Raw genomic sequence first — 22,796 nt, forward strand, 5'->3', positions numbered from 1 at the left:
CTATCCGCTGAGCGTGCCCGTCCGTGCGTATCGCGCAGAAAGATCGACATGGTCGTACCCTTGCGCCTGCATTCCGTCTGTGGGTGGTGGTGGGGTGGTTGGATGGGGCGTAATGCGGCTCCGCCCGACCGCTCCCAGCATGGTCGTGTAAGTCTTGAGGGTCGGCACCCGTGCCGGCGCGACCGCGAAGTGCGACATCCCTGGAGGACCGGTGGCCGAGCCGACCACACCCGAGGGCACGAGCAGCGCCGATCCCGGCGCGCCGGTGCCACCCGCGCAGGACGCGACCCAGCTCGAGCGCGCGATGTTCGAGGTGAAGCGGGTGATCGTCGGGCAGGACCGGATGGTCGAGCGGATGTTCGTCGCGCTGCTCGCCCGGGGACACTGCCTGCTCGAGGGCGTGCCCGGCGTGGCCAAGACCCTCGCGGTCGAGACCCTGGCCCGGGTGGTCGGCGGCACCTTCTCCCGCGTGCAGTTCACCCCCGACCTGGTGCCCGCCGACATCGTGGGCACCCGGATCTACCGGCAGTCCAGCGAGAAGTTCGACGTCGAGCTCGGCCCGGTGTTCGTCAACTTCCTGCTGGCAGACGAGATCAACCGGGCTCCGGCCAAGGTGCAGTCCGCCCTGCTCGAGGTGATGGCCGAGCATCAGGTGTCGATCGGCGGCGAGAGCCACGCGGTGCCGGACCCGTTCCTGGTCATGGCAACGCAGAACCCGATCGAGCAGGAAGGCGTCTACCCGCTGCCCGAGGCGCAACGGGACCGCTTCCTCATGAAGATCATCGTCGGTTACCCCACCGACGCCGAGGAGCGCGAGATCGTCTACCGGATGGGGGTGAGCGCGCCCGAGCCGAAGCAGATCTTCACCCCGGAGGACCTGCTCGCCCTGCAGCGCCGCGCCGACCAGGTCTTCGTCCACAACGCGCTCGTGGACTACACGGTACGGCTGGTGCTCGCCACCCGCGCCCCGGCGCAGCACGGCATGCCGGACGTGGCCCAGCTGATCCAGTACGGGGCGAGCCCGCGCGCCTCGCTGGGCATCGTGCGCGCCACCCGGGCCCTGGCCCTGCTGCGCGGCCGCGACTATGCGCTGCCGCAGGACGTGCAGGACATCGCGCCGGACATCCTTCGGCACCGGCTCGTGCTCAGCTACGACGCGCTCGCCGACGACATCCCGGCCGACCACATCGTCGCCCGGATCATGGGAAGCGTGCCGATGCCGTCGGTGGCCTCCCGCCAGGACGCGGCCGCGGGCAACGGCCACGTAGCCCCGGCGTCCGGCGTCCCCGCACCGGCGAGCGGCATGCCGGCCTTCGGCGCGCCGGTGCCGACCGCCCACGGACCGGGTGGTCACGGACCGACCGCCCACGGACCGGGTGGCCACGGACCGGGCGCCCACGCGCCGGCCGGCGGAGGCCCGGCGTTCGGCGGCGGCCAGCCGCAGCAACCGGCCTGGCCGGGACAGCAGTGACGGACCACCGGTGACCACACCCGACCTTCCCGCCCCGGCCGCCGGCTCCGGCACGGCCCGGGCCGAGGCGGTCCTCTCACGCCTGCAGCTGCTGGTCACCCGTAAGCTCGACGGCCTGCTCCAGGGCGACTACGCCGGGCTGCTTCCGGGCCCGGGCAGCGAGGCGGGGGAGTCCCGGGAGTACCGCCCGGGCGACGACGTGCGCCGCATGGACTGGCCGGTCACCGCCCGCACCACGATGCCGCACGTCCGGCGTACGGTCGCCGACCGCGAGCTGGAGACGTGGATGGCGATCGACCTGTCGGCGAGCCTCGACTTCGGCACGGCCCGCTACCTCAAGCGCGACCTCGTGCTGGCCGCCGCGACCGCGATGGCGCACCTGACCGTGCGGGGCGGCAACCGGATCGGCGCCGTGGTCGGCACCGGGGCGGGACGGGTGCCCGCCGAGAGCGGTGGCGGCTTCCCGTGGCGGCGCCGCCGGGTGCGTCCGGTCGCCGTCCCCGAGGTGCATCCGGTGGTGCGCATGCCGGCGCGTCCCGGCCGCAAGGAGGCGCAGGGGCTGCTGCGGGCGATCGCGCGTACGGAGATCCGCCCCGGCCGCGCCGACCTCGGTGAGCTGATCGACATGCTGAACCGGCCACCGCGCCGGCGGGGTGTCGCCGTGGTCATCTCCGACTTCCTGGCCCCGGCCGAGTCCTGGGCGCGGCCCGTGCGCAAGCTGGGCGTGCGCCACGACGTGCTGGCCATCGAGGTCGTCGACCCGCGCGAGCTGGAGCTGCCGGACGTCGGCGTGCTCACCCTCGCCGACCCGGAGACCGGGGCGCTGCACGAGGTGCAGACGGCCGATCCGGCGCTGCGGGCCCGTTACGCGGAGGCGGCGGGGCAGCAGCGCGGAGAGATCGCCCGGGCGTTGCGTGCGGCCGGCGCCGCACACCTGAGACTGCGTACCGACACCGACTGGCTGCTGGACATGGTCCGCTTCGTGGCGGCCCAACGACACGCTCGCACCCGGGGGACCACCCGATGATCCGTTTCCTGCAGCCGTGGTGGCTGCTCGCCCTGCTCCCCGTGCTGCTGGTGGTGGGCTTCTACGTCTGGCGCCAGTTCCGCAAGCGCCAGTACGCGATGAAGTTCACCAATGTCGACCTGCTGCGCTCGCTGGCGCCCAAAGGGCTGGGCTGGCGGCGGCACGCGGCGGCTGCCGCCTCCCTGCTCAGCCTGTTCGTGCTCGCGCTCGCGATGGCCCGCCCGTCGGTCGACCGGGAGGAGCCGCTGGAGCGCGCGACCGTGATGCTGGCCATCGACGTGTCGCTGTCGATGGAGGCCGACGACGTGGCCCCGAACCGCATCGAGGCGGCGCAGGAGGCGGCCAAGGCGTTCGTGCAGGAGCTGCCGCCGACGTACAACCTGGGGCTGGTGTCGTTCGCCAAGGCCGCCAACGTCCTGGTCTCGCCGACCAAGGACCGGGCCGCGGTGATCACCGCCATCGAAGGGCTGACGCTGGCCGAGGCGACGGCGACCGGTGAGGCCGTCTTCACCTCGCTGGACGCGATCCGGTCGGTGCCGGCGGACGGCGCGGACGGGGCACCCCCGGCGCGGATCGTGCTGCTGTCCGACGGATACCGCACGTCGGGCCGCTCGGTGGAGGACGCGGGTGCCGCTGCCGCCGCGGCGAACGTCCCGGTCTCGACGATCGCGTTCGGCACCGACACCGGCATCGTCGACATCCGGGGCGTGCTCCAGCGCGTACCGGTGGACCGGCTGTCGCTGCAGCAGCTGGCGGAGAAGACGAAGGGCTATTTCTACGAGGCCGCCTCGGTCAGCGAGCTCAAGCAGGTCTACGAGGACATGGGCAGCTCGATCGGGCACCGGGTGCAACCCCAGGAGATCACCCAGTGGTACGCCGGAGCCGCCCTGCTGTTCGGGCTGGCGGCGGCGGCGATGAGCCTGCTGTGGACCTCTCGGCTGCCGTGATCGCAGCGGGAGACGGCCGCTGCCGGTAGGGTTGGCAGCGGTGCGCCGGGAAGTCTGGTCGGCAAATGGATCGACCGACCCCGGAAATCGGAGCATCTGTGCCGTACAACGTTCTGAGCCGCGGCTCGTGGCCCGAGGCCCGGCGGATCGCCGACGTGCTGCGCAAGGAGACGATCGGCGGGGCGCTGCTGCTCGCCGGCGCCGCGATCGCGCTCGTCTGGGCCAACTCGCCGTGGGTGGGCGGATACCGTTCCCTGCTCGCCTACACGGTCGGGCCGGCTGCGCTGCACCTCGACCTGTCGCTGGCCACGTGGGCGGCGGACGGCCTGCTCGCGATCTTCTTCTTCGTGGCCGGCCTCGAGCTCAAGCGCGAGTTCGTCGCCGGTGACCTGCGCGATCCGCGCCGGGCGGCGATCCCGGTCCTCGCCGCGGCCGGCGGTGTCGTCGTTCCGGCCCTCATCTACGCCGGGGTGAACCTGGGCGGGGAGGCGCAGGGGTGGGCGATCCCGACCGCCACCGACATCGCCTTCGCCCTCGCGGTGCTCGCGGTCGTGGGCCGCTGCCTGCCGTCGGCCCTGCGGACGTTCCTGCTCACGCTGGCGGTGGTCGACGACCTGATCGCCATCGTGATCATCGCGCTGTTCTACACCGCCGGGCTGGCGGTGCTGCCGCTGCTCGCGGCGCTGCTGCCGCTGGGCCTGTTCACCGTGCTGGTGCAGCGCCGGGTCCGGTCGTTCTGGCTGCTGCTGCCGCTCGCGTTCGCCACCTGGGCGCTGGTCCACGCTTCCGGCGTGCACGCCACGGTCGCCGGGGTGCTGCTCGGCTTCGCCGTGCCGGTGCTGCGCCGGGACCGCGGCGAGGGGCCGGGGCTCGCCGAGCATTTCGAGCACCGCTTCCGTCCGTTGTCCGCCGGTGTCGCGGTGCCGATCTTCGCGCTGATGTCGGCGGGGGTGACGATCGGCGGGTTCGGCGGGCTGCGCTCGGCGCTGACCGATCCGGTGGCCGTGGGGATCATGCTCGGGCTGGTCCTGGGCAAGCCGGTCGGCATCACGCTGGCCACGTGGCTGACCGCGCGGTTCACCCGGGCCGAGGTGGACTCCGGCCTGGCCTGGGTCGACGTCGTCGGCCTGGGGGTGCTGGGCGGGATCGGTTTCACCGTGTCCCTGCTGATCGGCGAGCTGGCGTTCGGCGCGGGCTCCGAACTCGACGAGCATGCCAAGGTCGCGGTCCTGACCGGTTCGCTGACCGCCGCGGTGCTGGCGGCCGTGGTCCTGCGCCTGCGCAGTCGCACCTACCGGCGGCTCTACGAGGCGGAGAACGTCGACGCCGACCGCGACGACATCCCGGACGTCTACCAGGGCTGAGGTCAGGCGGCGGCCGGGGTCAGCAGGCCGAGGACTCCGGTGATCTCCAGCGAGCGCCGGATCGCGGGACGTGCGGCGGTGGCGTGCAGCGGTACGCCCGCCGAGGCGGCGATCGCCTGGGCGTCCATGAGCGCCCCGATCCCCGAGGAGTCGCAGAAGGTGACCCCCGCGAGGTCGACGACGATCGCGGCGGGCTGCTCCACGAGGGCCGTGCGTACCTGGTCGAGCAGGGTCTCGGCGGTGGCGATGTCCAGCTCCGCGGGTGGCTGGACCCGGAGGGTCGCTGTCACCGGTCCTCCTCCCGGGTGCGGCCGCTGCTGCCCGTCGTGGCGTCTGCCAGGCAATGCGGTAGCTCGGCCCAGACCTGCTTGCCGCCCTCGTGGTCGCGGACGCCCCAGCGGATGGTCATCGCGTCGATGAGCTCGAGCCCTCGTCCGCCGGTGGCATCGGGCTCACGACGGCGCGGCACCACGGAGGACCCGTCGGCCACGAAGATCGTCACCTCTCCGTCGTAGCACTCCAGGCTCAGCTCGACGCATCCGCCACCGTGGCGCACCGCGTTCGTGACCAGCTCGCTGACCACGACGGCGGCCCGGTCGAGCCAGATCTCATCCCGGTATCCCCAGCCCTGCAGTACGGCCGTCACCGCATGCCGCGCGCTGCGCGGAGCGGTCGTCCCCAGCGGGACGTCGAAACGGGCGGTCAATGCACTCATGATCGGTTTCGGTCTTTCTCCCCGCCGCCGGTTACGCGTGCCGTCGGTACCCGCACGGAGCCCGCGGCCAAACCTGAGCCTGGGCATCATCGCACACACGGGCCACCGCACGCATCGACGCTTATCGGCTGATTGGTGTAAAAGCAATGAGACGGGTAATAGGCTCGAAGTCGCACAGAAGCCGGGAACGGGGGTTCCGATGGCGGTCGTGGGGATCACCGCGCTCTACCTGCTGATATTCGTCTGGGTGGCGGGCAGCTACCTGCGGCGGCGGGACCCCCTCCTGCGGTACGTGATGCCGATCTTCGCCGTCGTGGGAATGCTCTTCGGGCTGGGCGTGCTGCGCTGGCTCGCGGGCGAGGCACCCGTCGTCATCGAGCGCACGGTGCAGGCCCTCGTCCTGGCGCAGCCGTTCTTCACCATGCGCCTCGTCAGCAAGATCCGGCGAGTGGCGCCCTGGATGCTGTGGGGCGCCGCGGCCGTGTGGCTGGCCGGCGCCGCGGCCATCGTCCTGCTGCGGCCCCCGTTCCCCGCCTGGGTCGGCTGGCTGATCGTGGCCGGGCTCTTCACCGTGGAAGCCGCCGCGGCCACGCTGCTCTCGAGCGAGGCTCGCCGCCGGGGCGGTGCAGCTCGGATCCGGCTGTGGTGCGCGGCCGTGGGCACCGCGCTGTTCGGCGTGGCGTTGCTGGCTGCCGGAGCCGGTTCCGCGGCGGCCACCGTGTCCCGCACGCTGGCCATGGTGTCCGCGGTGATGTACATGCTGGCGTTCGCCCCGCCGCGACGGCTGCGCCGGGCCTGGTCGTGGGGCGCCGCGTACGCTGTCATGCGCCGCCTGGTCGCCGCGCCGGCCGACGAGCCCGCGGAACAGGTGTGGCGCAACTACTGCCTGGACGTCCGCGGGGTCCTCGGTGCGGACGCGGTGGCGGTGCTGCTGCCGGACGCGGACGGCTCGGTACGCCCGATCAGCGACCGGTGCCTGGAGCTGGCCGACGGGCCGTACAGCGGTGCGGACGTCCAGCGGTTGCTGCAAGCCACGAGCACGGTGGACGCGCTCGCCGGCTGGACGGATCCGCCCCGGGTCGCCGCCGACCTGGCCAGAAGCAGCGGGACCCGGTTCGTCAGCGCCGCCCCGCTCAGCATCGCCGGGGGCGGACTGGTGCTGCTGCACCGCTACCGCGCCCTGTTCGCCGAGGACGACCTCGCCCTCTTCGCCGAGCTGGCCGGTCAGGCGGCGGCCGTGGCGCACCGCGCGGACGTGCTCCAGGAGCGGCAGCGGCTGGCGGTCATCGTCGAGTCCTCCGACGACGCGATCGTCGGCAAGGATCTCGAGGGCGCGATCACCAGCTGGAACGCCGGGGCGCGGCGCCTCTACGGGTACGCCGACGACGAGGTCATCGGCCGGCACGCTGCCATGCTCTTTCCCGACGGCCTGAAGCACATCGAGACCGAGATCCTCGAGCGGGTGCTGCGCGGCGAGCGGGTCAACCAGTTCGAGGTCGACCAGCGCCGCAGGGACGGTGCCACGGTCACGGCCTCGCTGACCGCCTCGCTGATCGCGGACTCCGCCGGGCAGCCGGTCGGCGTGGCCTGCGTGGCGCGGGACATCAGCGAGCGGCGGCGCGCCGAGGCCAGGTTCCGCGGGCTGCTGGAAGCCGCGCCGGACGCGATCGTCGGGGTGACCGAGGACGGGCGGATCACGCTGCTCAACGCCCAGGCCGAGAAGCTGTTCCAGCACCCCCGCGACGACCTGCTCGGCCAGTCGATCGAGCTGCTCGTGCCGAAGTACCGCCAGGGGTACTTCGCCGATCCGCAGCGCCGGCAGGTGGGTGCCGGCGAGGCGCTGTGCGTCCGCAAGGACGGCACCGAGTTCCCGGCCGAGATCAGCCTGTCGACGCTCGAGACCGACCAGGGCGTCATCGTCTCCGCGGCCATCCGGGACGTGACCGAGCGGCTGAACGCGCAGGCCGAGCGGGAGCGCCTCGTCGCCCAGGCCGAGCGCGACGCGGCCGAGCGCCGGTTGCAGCACACCCGGCGGCTGGAGAGTCTCGGCCAGCTCGCCGGCGGGGTGGCGCACGACTTCAACAACCTCCTCGCGGTGATCGCCAGCTACACCGAGCTGCTCAGCGAGACCCTCGCCGACGCCGAGCCGCGGCCGGACGACCTGGCCGCGGCCCGCTCCGACCTGGCGCAGATCGGCCGGGCGACCGAGCGGGCCACCCGGCTGACCAAGCAGCTGCTCGCCTTCGGCCGCCGGGAGATCACCCAGGCGCAGGTGCTGAGCCTCAACGACGTGGTCGGCGACGTCGAGCAGATGCTGCGGCGCACGCTCGGCGAGCACATCCACCTCATCACGCACCTCGACCGCGACCTGTGGCCGGTGTGCGTCGACCCGAGCCAGGTCGAGCAGATCCTGGTGAACCTGGCTGTGAACGCCCGCGACGCGATGCCGGCGGGCGGCACGCTCTCCATCGACACCGGCAACACCGAGCTCGGCGGCGACGACGTGGCCGACCAGCCCAGCCTGGCCCCCGGCCGGTACGTGCGGGTCCGGGTCAGCGACACCGGCAGCGGCATGCCGCCGGAGGTCGCCGAGCGGGCGTTCGAGCCGTTCTACACGACCAAGCCGCAGGGAGCCGGTACGGGCCTGGGTCTGGCCACGGTCTACGGCATCGCCACCGCGGCCGGCGGCCACGTCCGGATCTCGTCGGAGGCCGGGATCGGCACCACGGTCAGCATCGTGCTGCCGGCCAGCGACGACGGCCCACCCCCTGAGCAGGCCGGCGCGCCGGGGGAGGCCAACCCGTCGCCGGCCGGGGAGGCGCCGGAGGAGACGATCCTGCTGGTCGAGGACGAGCATGCGCTGCGGGAGTCCACGAGCCGGACGCTGGTCCGGGCCGGGTACCACGTGCTGGTGGCCGACGATGGTGCCGCGGCCGTGCGCATCGCCCGGGAGACGCCCGGCCCGATCCATCTGCTGCTGACCGACGTCATCATGCCCGAGATGATGGGCAACGAGGTGGCCGCCCGGGTGCGGGAGCTGCGCCCGGACGTCCCGGTGCTGTACATGTCCGGCTACGCCCAGCCGGTGCTGACCGAGAACGGCACGCTGCCACCGGGCGTGGAGATCGTCGAGAAGCCCTTCACCCGTACGGTGCTGCTCGAGCGCGTCCAGGCCCGCCTGCACAAGGACCGCTCGAAGACCTCATGACCCGGCCCGTCCGGGCGCTTCCGTGGTCCCACGTCACGCGGACCGTGCCCCCGTCCTGACTGTCCACTGACCAGCACTTTCAGGGATGAGACCTTTACTTTCGTCGATGCGCATGCATAGATTGCTGTGAATCGAAGAAAGTTCGGGGGGATTTGAGTGGACGACAACGTTGTCGGCCGGGTCGTGTCCCGCCGTCGCCTGCTGGCCGCCGGGGCGGCCGGACTGGCCACCCCCGTGGCCGTGGCGGCCGCGAACCGCGCGAGCGCCGCGACCGGGGCGACCCGCAGGATCACCCTCTACGCCGAGGCCCTTCCCGGCGGCCGCTTCGGCTACGGGCTCGCGCCGGGCGAGGCCACCGTGCCCGGGCCCGTGCTCGAGATGTGGGAGGGCGACACCCTCGAGATCACCCTGGTCAACCGCACCGACCAGCGGCTGTCCATCCACCCGCACGGCGTGGACTACAGCACGGACTCCGACGGCAGCCCGCTCAACGCCTCCTTCAACGCTCCCGGCGAGACCCGCACGTACGTCTGGCGCTCGCACGAGATGATCGCGACCGAGGGGCGGCGGTTCCTGCCGGGCAGCGCGGGCTACTGGCACTACCACGACCACGCCATGGGCACCGATCACGGCACCGCCGGCCTGGCGAAGGGGCTCTACGGCGCGCTGGTCGTCCGGCGCCGCGGCGACATGCTGCCGGAGAAGCAGTTCACCGTGGTCTTCAACGACATGATGATCAACAACCGGATGGCGCCGGACACCCCGATGTTCGAGGCGAACCTGGGTCAGCGCGTCGAATGGATCGCCATCGGCCACGGTGGCACGTTCCACACCTTCCACCTGCACGCGCATCGCTGGGCGGACAACCGCACCGGCATGCTCGAGGGGCCGGCAGACCCCAGCCAGATCATCGACAACAAGGACCTCAACCCGGGCAGCTCGTTCGGGTTCCAGGTGCTGGCCGGCCAGGGCGTCGGGCCGGGCGCCTGGATGTACCACTGCCACGTCCAGTTCCACTCCGACGGCGGCATGGCCGGGCTCTTCCTCGTCCGCAACGCCGACGGCAGCATGCCGCCCGGCGCCGAGGAGGCCATCCACCGGTTCCACGGTCACGCTCAGCACCACGACGAGGGGGTCCAGGGATGAGACGTCGATCCGTACTCGCCGCGGCGGCGGTCGTCACGCTGCTCGTCGGCACCGCGCCGGCCGTGGCGGGTGCCGCGCCCGCCGTCGCCGAGCCGGAACCGTTGCGGGTGCTCGTCTTCCACGGGCCCGCGGCGGACCAGCAGGACCCGGTGGAGCGCGCGGCTCGCACGATCGAGGAGCTCGGCCGCTCGGACGCCGTCACCGTCACGGCGTCGAGCGATCCTGCCGTGTTCTCCGCGGCCGGTCTCGCGCGCTACCGCGCGGTGGTGTTCCTGTCGGCGTCCGGTGCCGCGCTCACCCGCGAGCAGGAGGGCGCGCTGCAGGCGTACGTCCGGTCCGGTGGCGGCTTCCTCGGCATAGCCGACGCCGCCAAGGCGCAGGTCGACTCCGCCTGGTTCACCGGGTTGATCGGCACCCGGCCCGCCGGTGCCATCCCGGTGGCCGAGCCGGTATCCAAGGTCGACGCCAACGCCGAGAACCCGCCGAACGAGACGAAGGAGAAGCTGACCGACGGCGACGCGAACACCAAGTGGCTCGCCCGCACGCCGACCGGCTGGATCACGTACGAGCTGAGCAAGCCCACCACCGTCACCGGCTACGCCCTCACCTCGGCCAACGACGCCCCCGGCCGCGACCCGAAGGGCTGGACGCTGCAGGGCTCCACCGACGGTACGACGTGGACGGACGTCGACCGGCGTACCGCCCAGACGTTCCCGGAGCGCTACCAGACCCGCCGGTTCGAGGTGGCCACCCCGCGCGAGTTCCCGATCTACCGGCTGTCGATCACCGCGAACAGCGGCGAACCGCTCACCCAGCTCGCCGACCTGCGGCTGTTCACCGGCACGATGGCCGAACCCGCGCCGCCGGCGGTCAGCCGGGCGGTCGTCGACGTCCTCGACCGCCGGCATCCGGCCACCCGCTCCCTGCCGATGACCGTGGAACGCTCCGACCGCTGGGTCAACTGGGACCCCAACCCGGTCGGCACGGTGCACACCGTGGCCCAGGTCGAGGAACGCTTCTACGACCCGGGTCCCGGCGCCAACGGCCCGTTCCACCCGGTGTCGTGGTGCCGTGACTACGACGGTGGCCGGTCCTTCTACACCGGGATGGGGCACACCGAGGGCAGCTACGCCGAGGACGCGTTCCGCCGGCACCTGTCCGGTGCTCTGCGCTGGACCACCGGCATCCAGCGGGGTGACTGCCAGGCCACCATCGCCGCCAACTACAGGACCGAGCGGCTCACGGCGGCCAACAAGCCCGGCGAGCTCGACCAGATCGGCGAGCCGCACGGCCTCACCATCGCGCCGGACGGCACGGTCTTCTACGTCGGCAAGGCGGCCTGCCCGACCGGCCCGGTCGTCGACTGGGCGGACCCGAACGTGGGCCTGGGCTGCGGGACGATCCACTCGTACGACCCGCGGAGCAAGCAGGTCAAGCTGCTCACCACGCTGCGCGTCATGGGTAACCGGGGCAGCGGCTCCGAGCTGGTGAAGAACGAGGAGGGCCTGCTCGGCATCGTGCCCGACCCGGCCTTCGCCACCAACGGCTGGCTCTACGTCTACTGGATGCCGCACGAGTCGATCGACCGGGACAAGCGCATCGGGCAGCGGACCATCTCACGGTTCACCTACGACCGGGCGACCGCGACGATCGACCAGGCCACCCGCAAGGACCTGCTGCAGTTCCCCGTGCAGATCCACAGCTGCTGCCACGCCGGCGGCGGCATGGCCTTCGACGACAAGGGCAACCTCTACGTCGGCTCCGGTGACAACAACTCCTCCGAGGGCTCCAGCGGCTACTCCGGCAACAACTGGACGGCCGAGTACAAGGGCGTCTCGTTCCAGGACGCGCGGCGTACCTCGGGCAACACGAACGACCTCGCCGGGAAGATCATCCGGATCCACCCGGAGCCCGACGGCACGTACACGATCCCGCAGGGCAATCTCTTCCCGCCGGGAACCGAGAAGGCGCGGCCGGAGATCTACGTGATGGGCGTGCGCAACATCGCCCGGCTCTCGATCGATCCCGTGCACAAGTGGCTGACCGCAGGCTGGGTCGGCCCGGACGCCTCGGCGCCCAGTCCCACCCTCGGCCCGGCCAAGTACGAGACCGCCACGATCATCACGTCGGCGGGCAACCAGGGCTGGCCCTACTGCATGGGCAACCGGCAGCCGTACCGCGACCGCAGCAACACCGACGCCACCGTCCTCACCGGCTGGTACGACTGCGACGACCTGAAGAACACCTCGCCGCGCAACACCGGCCTGACCGACATCCCGCCGGCCCGCGACAACATGATCTGGTACTCGCCGGGTGGCGGCGGCCCGGTCTTCCCCGCCCGTCCGGACAGCAGTGGCGTGCCGACCTACAACGCCGCGGACGCCGTCTACACCCAGCCGTACCTGCGTGGCGGGGGACAGGCCATCATGTCCGGTCCCACCTACCACCGGGAGCTGGTGGACACGGGCAGCGGGGTGGCGTGGCCGGCGTACTGGGACGACAAGTGGTTCATCGGCGACGAGTCGAACGCGCAGAACCGGGTGGCGGTCACCGTCGACCCGGCCGGGGTGCCGCGCCAGGCCCCGCCGGTGTTCGGCGAGTCCCTGCGCGCCATCATCCCGGGCGGCAACGGCGACACCCGGCTGCAGAGCTGGATGGACGCGAAGTTCGGCCCGGACGGCGCGCTCTACCTGCTCGACTACGGCGGCGGCTTCTTCAGCCTGCACGCCAACCAGAAGCTGGTCCGGGTCACGTACCAGGGCGGCCCGGCCACGCCCGCCCCGGCGGCGTCGTCGGTGGCGGTGCAGAACAAGCCGCTGGCCATCGCGTTCTCCGGTTCCCGCTCCGGCGGGGTTTCCTACCGCTGGGAGTTCGGCGACGGTGGCACGTCGACCGAGGCGAACCCCCGGCACACGTACGCCCGGACCGGCACCTACACGGCGAAGCTGACCGTCACGTACGCCGACGGTGAGACCGCGACGGTCCAGACCACCGTGACGGTCGGCTGTGCAGTGCCCGACGACCGCGGCACGGTGTGGATCGGCGACGCCGACACCGCGGTGCCCAACCGGCAGGCCGGCGGCGGCTGCACGATCAACGACCTCATCGACGACGAGAGCACCTGGCCCGACCACGACAGCTTCGTCCGCCACGTCACCGCGGTCGCCGACACGCTGCAGCGCGACGGCGTGCTCAGCGGCCGGGAAGCCGGGACGCTCACCCGTACGGCCGCCGGTTCGCCGATCGGCCGCCCGGGCCACAAGGGTTACGAGCCGCTCTTCGACGGCACCGCCGAGTCCCTGCGGGCCTGGGAACAGGCCGGACCCGGCGCGTTCACGATCCAGCCGGACGGTTCCCTGCGCACCGGCGGCGGTCTGGGCATGCTCTGGTACGCCCAGCGCCCGTTCGCCGACTTCTCCCTGAAGCTGCAGTTCCGTGACGTGGCACCGGGCACCGCCCGCGCCAACAGCGGCGTCTTCGCGCGCTTCCCCGACCCGCGCATCCCGCTCGACCAGCGCCCGCCGGGAAGCTGCGGCACGGTCGGGTCGGCGCGCACCTCGCAGGCCTGGGTGGCGATCTACTGCGGCCACGAGATCCAGCTCTACGACGGCGAGACCGGTGAGCCGCAGAAGACGGGCTCGCTCTACAACTTCGGCCCGGTCGCGCTCGCCGGCTCGGGCGCCACACCCAAGAACCAGTGGAACGACTACGAGATCCGGGTGACCGGCCAGCACTACACGATCGTCCGCAACGGCGTGGTGATCAACGAGTTCGACAACACGCCGGGCAAGCAGTCCTCGCGCGCCGGTGACCCGCCGACCGACCTGCGGCAGTTCGCCAGCGGCTTCCTCGGCCTGCAGAACCACAGCGACACCGACCTCATGGAGTTCCGCGACATCCGCGTCCGGGAGTTGTAGGCATGATCCTTCGAGCGCTGCTCACCCTCGCCCTCGTGACCGCGGGCCTGGTCGCGCCGGCCCCGGCGGTCGCGGCCCAGACCCTCACCTGGACCGCGGACGACGACATCACCCGCTACAGGTCGACGCCGGCGCAGGCCGTCGCCGGGGCTACCACGATCGTCTTCGAGAACAGCACGGCGACCGGCAACACCACCGGGATGCCGCACACGCTGACCTTCGACACCACCACCGAGGGCTACAACCACGACGTCACCCTCAACATCCTGGCCAGCCCGTTCGACACCGACAACGGCCGCCACCAGCAGGCCGTGACCCTGACCCCGGGCAGGTACCGCTTCTTCTGCTCGATCCCGGGTCACAGCACCATGGTCGGCGAGCTCGTGGTGACCGGCGGCGGTGGGCAGGACACGACACCGCCGTCCGTCTCCGCGGCGGTCACGGGGGAGCGGAACGCGGCGGGCGACTACCTCGGTTCCGCCACCGTGACGGTCACCGCCTCGGACGCCGGCTCGAGACCGGACACAGTGGAGTACCAGGTCGACGACACCGGGTTTCTGCCGTACACGCGGCCGGTGACCGTCACCGCGATCGGCGACCACGCCGTGCAGTTCCGCGCCACCGACCGGGCCGGCAACGTCAGCGAGACCGGCTCGGTCGCGTTCCGGATCGTCGGGCCCGGCGACGACGACACCACACCCCCGGTGGTCACGGCCCAGGTGTCCGGCTCCCGCGATCCGTCCGGCGACTACACCGGTACGGCCACCGTCACGCTGACCGCCACGGACGCCGGGTCCGGCGTGTCCAGAGTGGAGTACAGCGTTGACGGCGGTGCGTGGACCAGCTATTCGGCCCCGGTGGCGGTAACGGCCGTCGGTGCGCACATGGTGCACTACCGCGCCACCGACGCTGCCGGAAACACGTCGGCGGAACAGATGGTGAGCTTGACGGTCGTCGCACCTCCCGCCGAGGACACGACCGCGCCGGAGACCTCCGCCACGGTGACCGGGGAACGGGACCCGGCCGGCGCGTACCGGGGGACGGCGACCGTGACCGTCACGGCCACCGACACCGGCTCCGGGGTCGCCACCGTCCAGTACGCCCTCGATGCGGGCGCCTGGACGACGTACTCGGCCCCGGTGGTCGTGTCGGCGGCGGGCGAGCACACGGTCCGCTACCGGGCCACCGACGTCGCGGGCAACACGGCCGCGGAGAAGTCGGTCGCCTTCACGGTGGTGCCGCCGGGAACGGACGTCTGCCCCGGCTCCGACACCCGCGCCACGGTGGTCATCGGCACCGAGGACACCGGCGTCGCCAACGGGGACACCGGGAACGGGTGCACCATCAACGACCTGATCGCCGAGCACGCCGCGTACCCCGATCACGGCAGTTTCGTCCGCCACGTCGAGACGGTCACCGCTCCGCTCGTCGTCGGCGGCATGCTGACCCCCCGCCAGCAGGGCGTCATCGTCCGGGCGGCCGCCCGCTCGGACGTCGGGAACCACTCTCACCTCCAAGGAGTAGCGCGATGAGACGTACCGTCGCCACGCTGGCCCTCGTGAGCACCGCCGTCGCCGTCTCGACGCTGGCGGCCGCTCCCGGTGCCCGCGCCGACCTGGTCACCCACTGCGTCGGCACCGGCGGCGCGGTGACCGTGCCCAACGACCTGTACGTGCCGCCGGGCCAGTCCTGCGCCCTGACCGGCACCGTCGTCACCGGCAACGTCAGCGTCGCCGCCGGGGCGAACCTGGTGGTGACCGGTGGCCGGCTCAGCGGCGAGATCCAGGTCGCCGCCGACGGCTATCTCGACGCCACCGACACGACCGTCGGCGGCGGCATCGAGCTCGCCTCGGGTGGCTACGGGATCTTCCTGAAGAACGCCCGCAGCGGTGCGGTGACCGTGCGGGCGAAGGGCTCGGCCACCATCGACAGCTTCCTGTTCGTGGAGCAGAGCACGGTGGAAGGCACCGTGACGGCGAACGCGGGCGAGGTGCGCCTCGACCGCACGACACAGGTCACGGGGAACGTGAGCAGCACGGGCACCTACTACACCGACGTGCACGACTCGTTCGTGGACGGCACGCTTTCGGTGCTCAACAGCGCCACCGGCAGCGTCGTCTGCGGCAGTGCGGTCCGCGGCCGGGCGACCTTCGCGGGCAATCTCGGCGGGGTGCAGCTCGGACCGAACGGCAACCTCGACGGCTGCGCGTCCGGCGGGTACTGGGGCCGCGACGTGGGCATCACGAACACCACGGGCGGCGTGACGGTCGACGACAACATCATCGACGGTCAGCTCAGCCTGTCCGCCAACAACCCGGCCGCGCGGGTCGCGGCGAACAACCGGATCCGCGGCGGCGTGGTGGGTGAGCGGGCGCCGGCGGTCGCAGCCCCCACCCGTTCGAAGGTCGCAGGGACCCGTGACGACGCCGTCGACCAGCGAGCCGGGCAGCGCCGGACGTCGGCCGTGGCGGAGGCTCGGGCCGCCGGGGACGCCGGCCTCTGAGGTGTCGGACATAAGGGGACGCTGATCGGGGTACGCCTGCGGCATGGCCGCCAACCGGATCAGCAGGATGGTGCTCGTTGCCGGGCTCCTCGTCGCGGGCTGCGCGGTGGGGTGGGAGTCGCCGCAGAGCGATTCCCCCGCGCCGCGCGGCTCGGCCTCCGACGTCGTCACGAAGGGGCTGCACGACGTCGAGCGCTTCTGGACGGCCGCCTACCCAGGGCTCGCAGACGGCCGCGACTTCGAGCCCGTGACCGGTGGCTACCACCCGTACACCCGCGACGATCCGCCGCCGCCGTGCGGCGGGGAGGCGGCCGGATACCAGCCCAACGCGTTCTACTGCCCGGCCGGCGACTTCATCGCCTGGGACGCCGAGACGCTGATCCCGCAGCTCGAGTCCGAGTACGGGCCGCTGCTGGTGGGCGTCGTCATCGCCCACGAGTACGGCCACGCCGTGCAGAGCCGGCTGCGCCTCACCGAGCAGCCCACCGTCGTCCTCGAGCAGCAGGCCGACTGCTTCGCCGGCGCCTGGACGGCTGACGTGCTCGAGGGCCGCTCGACCGCCTTCACCGGTGTCACACCCGAGCAGCTGGACAACACGGTCGCGGGCGTGCTGCAGCTGCGCGACCAGCCCGGCACGTCCGCGCGCAACCCGCAGGCGCACGGCAACGCCTTCGACCGCATCCGGGCGCTGCAGGACGGCGTCCAGAAGGGCGTGAAGGTCTGCGCCGGCTACCGGGCCGGGACCGTGCCGGTGACGGAGGTGCCGTTCAGCACGCGGGCGGAGGCGGCCAGCGGCGGCGACCTGCCGTACGACCAGGCCGTGAGCTCCCTCGCCCAGGACGCGCAGAGCTACTGGGGCAAGGCGTACCCGCAGCTCACCGGGCAGCCGTGGCAGACGCTGCGGATCGAGCCGTTCCGCGCCGGTTCGCCGCCGGAGTGCCCGCGGCCGGACGCCTCGGCCGGGGGAGCGGCCTTCTACTGCCCCGGCGAGGACTTCATCGCGTTCGACACCGCCGAGCTGGCCCCTGCGCTGTACCAGCGGATCGGTGACAACGCCGTCGGCATGCTGCTCGGCGACCTGTTCGCCCGGGCGGTCCAGTCCCGGCGCGGCGAGCCCACCCAGGACCGGGCGGGTCAGCTCGCGGTGGACTGCCTCGCCGGCTCCTGGACCTCCGACCTGCTCACCCGCGATCCGGGCGCCGGCATCCGGCTGTCACCGGGCGACCTCGACGAGGCGGTGGCCGCCCTGCTGGCCTTCGGCCGGGCCGGTGACAGGTCCGGGACCAGCGCCTTCGACCGCATCGGCGCCTACCGCGACGGTGTGCTCGAGGGTCTGGACGGCTGCTCCGGCTGAGCGGCTCAGGCCGGCGGGCAGGGGCCGGTGCCGGGCCCGCCGTACCGGATGGTGGTGGGGCTGAGGATCTTGGAGTCGTACGAGGCCGGGGTGGTGCTGTCGAACTTCTCGGCGCTGACCGGGTCGGGACCGTTGGTCATCGAGATCGTGCCGATGCGTGAGGCCGTGCCGTCCGTGACCGCCAGGCCCTTGCCCATGTCGGTGCAGGTCGTCGCGGTGGCCGCCGCGACTTCGCCGAACCACTGCGTCAGGCCGGCCCGGGTGTAGGTGCCGCCCCAGAGGCTGTCGGGGAAGGAACCCACCCACTCCGAGTCGTACGCGATCCACCAGGCCCCGCCGGAGTGCTTGACGCCGAACCGCTTCTGCACGCCGATCGGCAGGGTGTCGCCGGGCTTGATGCTCGCCTCGCTGTACGGCTCGAAGCCGCAGGAGTTGTAGCAGCTCTTCTTCTTGTCTTTCCAGTAGTAGACGAACAGGTGCGGGTCGTCGTCGCCGTTGACCTTGCGGTCCACGTTCCAGCCGACCTCCACGATCTGCTTGCTGTCCGCCGACTGCAGCGCGATCTCGGTGAGCGTGTGCGCGTCCGCCGTGGCCAGCTCGGGCTTGGCGATGCTGAGGTTGGCCCAGCTTCCGTCGGTGTCGCCGATCTGGCGGCCGCCCGCGTAGTGGTAGAAGTCGTCCGACTTCGGGGTGACGCCGGGCGGGGCGGGCGGGGCGGCGCCGTCCTCGTCCGGGGCGAAGCCCTTCGGCGCGTACACCGGCACTGGGATCTTCGACCCGCTCGTGTCGGCCGGGGCGGCGTCCGCGCCGGCGGCCGTGACGGCGGCGCTGCTCGCACCGGCCCGGGCGCGCTTCAGCCTCGACGGGCGCTCACCCCAGGGCAGCAGCGCCGGGGGCTTGCGCTGCGCGGTGACCGCCGGGGCCTGGTCCGCCGCGTCCGCGTCCGCCGGTGCGGCCACGGCGGGTGCGGCGGGCACCTCCTCGGCGGCGGCGTTGAGGGTCCAGGCGGCTCCGAGGGATCCGACCACGGCTGCGGTGAGGCCCGCGGCCAACAGGCTGCGGCGGGGGTTCGACACGTGTCCGTCCTCGTTCTCGGGAGCTGACGAGCCTTCGGAAATCGTCGGTGACCATACAACGTGCTGGATGTCCTTGGCTCGGGCCGAGCCCGCATTCCAACTGAACGGCTGAGGCCTAATGGTGCCGGTTCCCGCGAGGCGGCCTACCTGAGTAATTGTCCGATATAACCTCTCTTTATCGGCCGTATCCGGGTTCTGCCCCTTCTCGGAGCCGGGCCGCGCATAGCGGCCCGGCAGGCCGCTGCGCTTTTCGCCCTGGCCGGGGTGCTGGCCCTGGTCGCCATCGGCAACGATCCGGCCCGCGCGAGCGACCTGCTGCTGATCGCCGCGGCCGACGTCCTTCTGGCCGCGGTCGGTTGGCTGCTGCCGTGGCGCCGGTGGCCACCCCAGCGGCCCGCCGTGCTGGCGCTGCCGGGCTTCGCCGTCCTCGGCTTCTCCACCTGGGCCTTCGGCGGAGTCGCCACCGGCACCGGGCCGTTCCTCGTCCTGCTCTACACCTGGGCCGCCCTGCACTTCTCCCGGCGCGTCCTGCTCGGCCTGCTCGTGCCCGCCGCGACCGCCTACGTCGCCCCGCTGCTCGTGACCGGCCAGCCGCCGATGGTGCTCAGCAGTGCGCTCATCCTGTTGCCGGTCGCGCTCGCCGTCGCGCTGCTCGTCGAGGCGCAGGCCCGGCACCTGCGCGACGACCGGGAACGGCTGGCCCGGATCGAGCGCTGGCGGGCCGCCATGATCGGGACGCTGGCGCACGACATCCGGTCCCCGCTGGCCACCGTGCAGATGACGCTCGAGGAGCTCCTCGACGGCGCCACCGGGCACACCGACCGCATGCTCAACGCGGCGCTGCGGCAGACCTCGCGCATCGACCGGCTCGCCACCGGACTGCTCGACATCAACCGCATCGACACCAGCGGCCATCTGCACCTCGACCGCCGCCCCGCGCCCGCCCTCCCGGCCGTCCGCGCGGCGCTGTCGTACGTGAGCTCGGCGGACGTCCGGATCGAGATCGACGACCACCTGACCCTGTGCGTGGACCCGGAGCGTTTCGAGCAGATCATCATCAACCTGGTCGGCAACGCGCTGCGGTACGGACGCCCACCGGTGGTCGTCAGCGTCACCTCCGCCGACGGCGTCGACCGGCTGGAGGTCCGCGACCACGGCCCGGGCGTACCCGAGGAGGTGCGCCCGCGCCTGTTCACCCGCTTCGGCGTCGGCGACCCCCGCGGCGTGGGCCTCGGGCTGTGGATCGTGCGCGAGCTCGCCCAGGCACACGGCGGTGACGCCTCCTACGAGCCCGCCCACCCCGGCGCCCGCATGATCGTGACCTTCCCGGCCCTGCACGCCGTGCTCAACCCGTCGGCCGCGACAACCTCGGCGCGCCGATGACGGCACGGACCGGCCCCGCGCGTGGCCGACTGACCCGGATGCCGCTCGTGCTGCGGGCGATCATCGCAGGCGTCGCGATGGTCATCTTCCCCTGGCTCGGGATCGTGTGCGGAGTCCTGGCGCTGTTCCAATACAACGGCGGGTTGTTCGCCGAAGACCCGTGGCAGCTGTGGTTCAGCCTGGCCGCCGCAGGGGTGGGCGTCTGCCTCGCGGCGCCGGTCATCCTGTGGTGGTTCATGCTGCCCGGAGCCCGCCCCATGGGGTTCGTCGCCCTGGTGTCGGCCCTGGTCCTGGAGGGGTTCCTCACAGCCCTCGGCTAGCCGGCCGGGACTACCACCGCCCTGCCACCGGTGTACTCCTCAAGCACACCGCCGCGCGGGCGATGGTGGGTGAAGCGGTTCCCTGCCACGGACGGATGTCACCTTCATGCCCGCTGAGACGACGGCTCGCACGCCGCAGACCCGGTCCGGCCGGGTGCCGGCCGTACGGTCGAGCTCGCTGCGCGCCATGATCGTCCCCGGCATGGTGGGGCCCTACCTGGCGGCGACCTGGCAAGCCGGCAACCGTCCGGTGATGCTCGCCGTGGCGGTCGCCATGATCGCCGTCGCGGGCCTCAACTGGTGGCAGGCCCCGGTGATCGCGCGGTCGGCGTACCGGTCCCTGATCCGCGGCGGCGCGATGCTCGTCACCGTCGCCGGCGGCGCCACGCTCACCCTCCTCGACGGCGGGGTCGGCAGCCCGCTCGGCAGCGTGCTGCCGTTCTCCCTGCTCTTCTACGCGGTCCGGGTGCCGGCCCGGATGTTCCTGGCCGCCTGTGTGTTCATCAGCGTGGCCTACTGGACCATCGTCGTACTGGGAGACCCCGTCCCGTCGGGCTACGCGGCGGTCTACACGCTCGGCGTCGGCGGCGTCGCCGCCATCTGCTTCCGGCACGCCGCGGCCCTGCGGTCCCTGCGCCGGCGGCTCGCCCGGATGTCCGTGTCCGACCCGCTCACCCGCTGCCTGAACCGGCGCGGCTTCGACGAGCGTCTGGAGGCCGCGTACGCCGACGCGGTCCGCACCGGCCGGCCGGTCTCGGTCGTGGTCGTCGACCTGGACCGTTTCAAGGAGGTCAACGACGAGTACGGCCACCAGGCCGGCGACGACCTGCTGGCCTGGACCGCGAACACGATGACGGCCGAGCTGCGCCAGGAGGACGTGGTCGGGCGGCTCGGCGGCGACGAGTTCGCGGTCGTCCTGGCCGGTTCCGGCCCCGAGGAGGCCGATGCCGTCGTGGAACGGCTGCGGGCCGCGCTCGACGGGGTGGCACCGGCCAGCTTCGGTCGCGCGTCGTACCCGGCCGAGGCGTCGGACCTGGACGACCTGCGCCGCCGCGCCGACCACTCCGCGTACGCCGACAAAGCCGGCAGCGACCGCCGCGAGCCCACCGCCGAGGGTGTCGCCCGGGCCCGCCGCGAAGCCGGCCGCCGCGCCGCCACGAAGGTGTCCCGGCGTGAGCGCCGCCGCCGCTCGATCGCCGACATGGGCCGGCTCACGGCGTCCGACTGCACGGTCGGGGTGGTGTACGCCGCGCTCTTCGCCCACGGCGAGCCGCACCGGGTGCTCATGGGCGTGCTCTGCGGCCTCGGGCTGCTGTACGGCCTCGCCGTGGTGGCCACGGCCGGCCGGCTCAGCCGGTCCCCGGTCGTCGGACCCCTGATGCTGGTCAACGGCCTTCTGCTGTGCGCGCTGGCGGTGGCCGTACCGGTGCTCAACGGCGGCGTCGGCTCCGCGACCGGGGTGGCGATGCTGGCACCCATGCCGCTGATCGCCCTCGGCGCGCCGTTGCGCGTCGCGGTGCCCGCGCTCGCCCTCGGCGTCGGCGCGTACCTCACCGTGGCCGTCGCCCTGGGCGCGCCGAGCCCCTGGTACGTCGCCATGCACCTGGCCGGCATCCTCGCGGTCGCCGCCGCCTGTGCCTTCCAGGGCCACTCGGCCGCCCGGCAGCGCCTGCTGCTCACCCGCCTGTCGAAGGTCGACCCGCTCACCGACGTCCTCAACCGGCGCGGCTTCGAGGAACGGTTCCTCGCGGAGCTGGAGGACGCCCGCCGCACCGGCCGGAGCCTCGGCCTGCTGATCTTCGACCTCGACGGGTTCAAGCTGCTCAACGACACGGCCGGACACGCGGCCGGCGACGAGCTGCTGCGCTGGGTCGCCGGCACCCTCCGGGCCGGCCTGCCCGAGCAGGACGTCGTCGGCCGGCTCGGCGGCGACGAGTTCGTCGTCGTGCTGCGTTCCGCGACGGAGGTCGCCGCGGCGGCGGAACGCCTGCGCCGGGCGCTGGCCGAGCGCACGCCGGCCAGCCTGGGCACGGCGGTGCTGAACCGCGACGGCACCGACTTCGAGGCGCTGTACCTGCACGCCGACGCCGAGCTGTACGCCGAGAAGGCGTCGCGCACCCGTGCCCCCCGCCGCAACCGCCCGGTGCGATCGCCGGTTTCCTAGTCGTCGTCGCAGGTCATGTCGGGCAGCGACTGTCCGAGCGGCTGCGCGCCGGCGACCTGCTGCACGAGGCCCTCGCCGAGGACCAGATCGTGCTGCACTACCAGCCCAAGCTCGATCTGCGCGACGGCGCCGTCCGCGGAGTGGAGGCGCGCGTGCGGTGGGCCCACGAGGCCTGCTCTACCCGGACGCGTTCCTGCCCAC

At 72.6% G+C, this 22,796-nt stretch carries 17 protein-coding genes; 13 read left to right on the forward strand and 4 right to left on the reverse strand.

From position 1 onward, the window contains the following. The first annotated feature begins 211 nt into the window (after positions 1-211). The 4 genes from AB0J80_RS19395 (at position 212) to nhaA (ending at position 4,809) form a co-directional block, all read left to right on the forward strand. Positions 212-1,471, forward strand: a complete 1,260-nt coding sequence (locus AB0J80_RS19395) for a MoxR family ATPase (RefSeq protein ID WP_364706481.1) — start codon at positions 212-214, stop codon at positions 1,469-1,471. A gap of 10 nt (positions 1,472-1,481) precedes the next feature. Continuing rightward, positions 1,482-2,498, forward strand: coding sequence for a DUF58 domain-containing protein (locus AB0J80_RS19400; RefSeq protein WP_364706483.1), 1,017 nt, complete (start codon positions 1,482-1,484; stop codon positions 2,496-2,498). Beyond that, complete coding sequence (locus tag AB0J80_RS19405; protein ID WP_364706486.1) at positions 2,495-3,445, forward strand: VWA domain-containing protein; 951 nt, start codon at positions 2,495-2,497, stop codon at positions 3,443-3,445. Before AB0J80_RS19400 ends, AB0J80_RS19405 begins: the two co-directional genes overlap by 4 nt. Positions 3,446-3,510: 65 nt before the next feature. Next, on the forward strand, positions 3,511-4,809 hold the full coding sequence (gene nhaA, locus AB0J80_RS19410; RefSeq protein WP_364706489.1) for a Na+/H+ antiporter NhaA: 1,299 nt from the start codon (positions 3,511-3,513) through the stop codon (positions 4,807-4,809). A 2-nt stretch (positions 4,810-4,811) separates the two neighbouring features. Here nhaA and AB0J80_RS19415 read toward each other — a convergent pair whose 3' ends face one another. Both AB0J80_RS19415 and AB0J80_RS19420 read right to left on the reverse strand, forming a co-directional pair. After that, positions 4,812-5,099, reverse strand: a complete 288-nt coding sequence (locus tag AB0J80_RS19415; RefSeq protein WP_364706492.1) for an STAS domain-containing protein — start codon at positions 5,097-5,099, stop codon at positions 4,812-4,814. Then, complete coding sequence (locus AB0J80_RS19420) at positions 5,096-5,524, reverse strand: ATP-binding protein (protein WP_364706495.1); 429 nt, start codon at positions 5,522-5,524, stop codon at positions 5,096-5,098. Before AB0J80_RS19420 ends, AB0J80_RS19415 begins: the two co-directional genes overlap by 4 nt. Positions 5,525-5,723: 199 nt before the next feature. On the opposite strand from AB0J80_RS19420, the gene AB0J80_RS19425 reads away from it, so the two are divergent. From AB0J80_RS19425 to AB0J80_RS19450, 6 genes are all read left to right on the forward strand, one after another. Beyond that, complete coding sequence (locus AB0J80_RS19425) at positions 5,724-8,732, forward strand: PAS domain S-box protein (RefSeq protein WP_364706497.1); 3,009 nt, start codon at positions 5,724-5,726, stop codon at positions 8,730-8,732. 156 nt (positions 8,733-8,888) lie between these two features. After that, positions 8,889-9,878 carry a multicopper oxidase domain-containing protein gene (locus AB0J80_RS19430; protein WP_364706500.1) on the forward strand — a complete coding sequence of 330 codons (990 nt, stop codon included), beginning with the start codon at positions 8,889-8,891 and terminating at the stop codon, positions 9,876-9,878. After that, positions 9,875-13,795: a ThuA domain-containing protein gene (locus tag AB0J80_RS19435; RefSeq protein WP_364706502.1), complete on the forward strand. Its 3,921-nt coding sequence runs from the start codon at positions 9,875-9,877 to the stop codon at positions 13,793-13,795. The genes AB0J80_RS19430 and AB0J80_RS19435 overlap by 4 nt, the downstream gene beginning before the upstream one ends. A gap of 2 nt (positions 13,796-13,797) precedes the next feature. Beyond that, positions 13,798-15,327 (forward strand): copper-binding protein, encoded by a 1,530-nt coding sequence (locus tag AB0J80_RS19440; RefSeq protein ID WP_364706505.1) that lies wholly within the window; start codon positions 13,798-13,800, stop codon positions 15,325-15,327. Continuing rightward, a complete protein-coding gene (locus AB0J80_RS19445) occupies positions 15,324-16,298 on the forward strand; it encodes a hypothetical protein (protein WP_364706507.1) in 975 nt (324 codons plus the stop codon). The genes AB0J80_RS19440 and AB0J80_RS19445 overlap by 4 nt, the downstream gene beginning before the upstream one ends. 43 nt (positions 16,299-16,341) lie before the next feature. After that, complete coding sequence (locus tag AB0J80_RS19450) at positions 16,342-17,652, forward strand: neutral zinc metallopeptidase (protein WP_364706509.1); 1,311 nt, start codon at positions 16,342-16,344, stop codon at positions 17,650-17,652. A 5-nt stretch (positions 17,653-17,657) separates the two neighbouring features. On the opposite strand, the gene AB0J80_RS19455 is transcribed toward AB0J80_RS19450, so the two are convergent. Continuing rightward, on the reverse strand, positions 17,658-18,728 hold the full coding sequence (locus tag AB0J80_RS19455) for a neprosin family prolyl endopeptidase (RefSeq protein ID WP_364706512.1): 1,071 nt from the start codon (positions 18,726-18,728) through the stop codon (positions 17,658-17,660). Between the two features lie 264 nt (positions 18,729-18,992). Between AB0J80_RS19455 and AB0J80_RS19460 the strand changes: the two genes are divergently transcribed. The 3 genes from AB0J80_RS19460 to AB0J80_RS19470 all read left to right on the forward strand — a co-directional run bounded on the left by AB0J80_RS19460 (position 18,993) and on the right by AB0J80_RS19470 (position 22,595). After that, positions 18,993-20,111: a HAMP domain-containing sensor histidine kinase gene (locus tag AB0J80_RS19460; protein WP_364706515.1), complete on the forward strand. Its 1,119-nt coding sequence runs from the start codon at positions 18,993-18,995 to the stop codon at positions 20,109-20,111. Beyond that, on the forward strand, positions 20,108-20,431 hold the full coding sequence (locus AB0J80_RS19465) for a hypothetical protein (protein ID WP_364706517.1): 324 nt from the start codon (positions 20,108-20,110) through the stop codon (positions 20,429-20,431). The genes AB0J80_RS19460 and AB0J80_RS19465 overlap by 4 nt, the downstream gene beginning before the upstream one ends. A gap of 106 nt (positions 20,432-20,537) precedes the next feature. After that, entirely contained in the window at positions 20,538-22,595 is a 2,058-nt protein-coding gene (locus tag AB0J80_RS19470; RefSeq protein WP_364706520.1) for a GGDEF domain-containing protein, read from the forward strand. Here AB0J80_RS19470 and AB0J80_RS19475 read toward each other — a convergent pair. Continuing rightward, on the reverse strand, positions 22,592-22,762 hold the full coding sequence (locus AB0J80_RS19475) for a hypothetical protein (RefSeq protein ID WP_364706522.1): 171 nt from the start codon (positions 22,760-22,762) through the stop codon (positions 22,592-22,594). The two genes, AB0J80_RS19470 and AB0J80_RS19475, sit on opposite strands and share 4 nt — an antisense overlap. Positions 22,763-22,796 lie beyond the last annotated feature (34 nt).

The organism is Actinoplanes sp. NPDC049548, from assembly GCF_040676695.1.
In the GTDB taxonomy this organism is placed as follows: domain Bacteria; phylum Actinomycetota; class Actinomycetes; order Mycobacteriales; family Micromonosporaceae; genus Actinoplanes.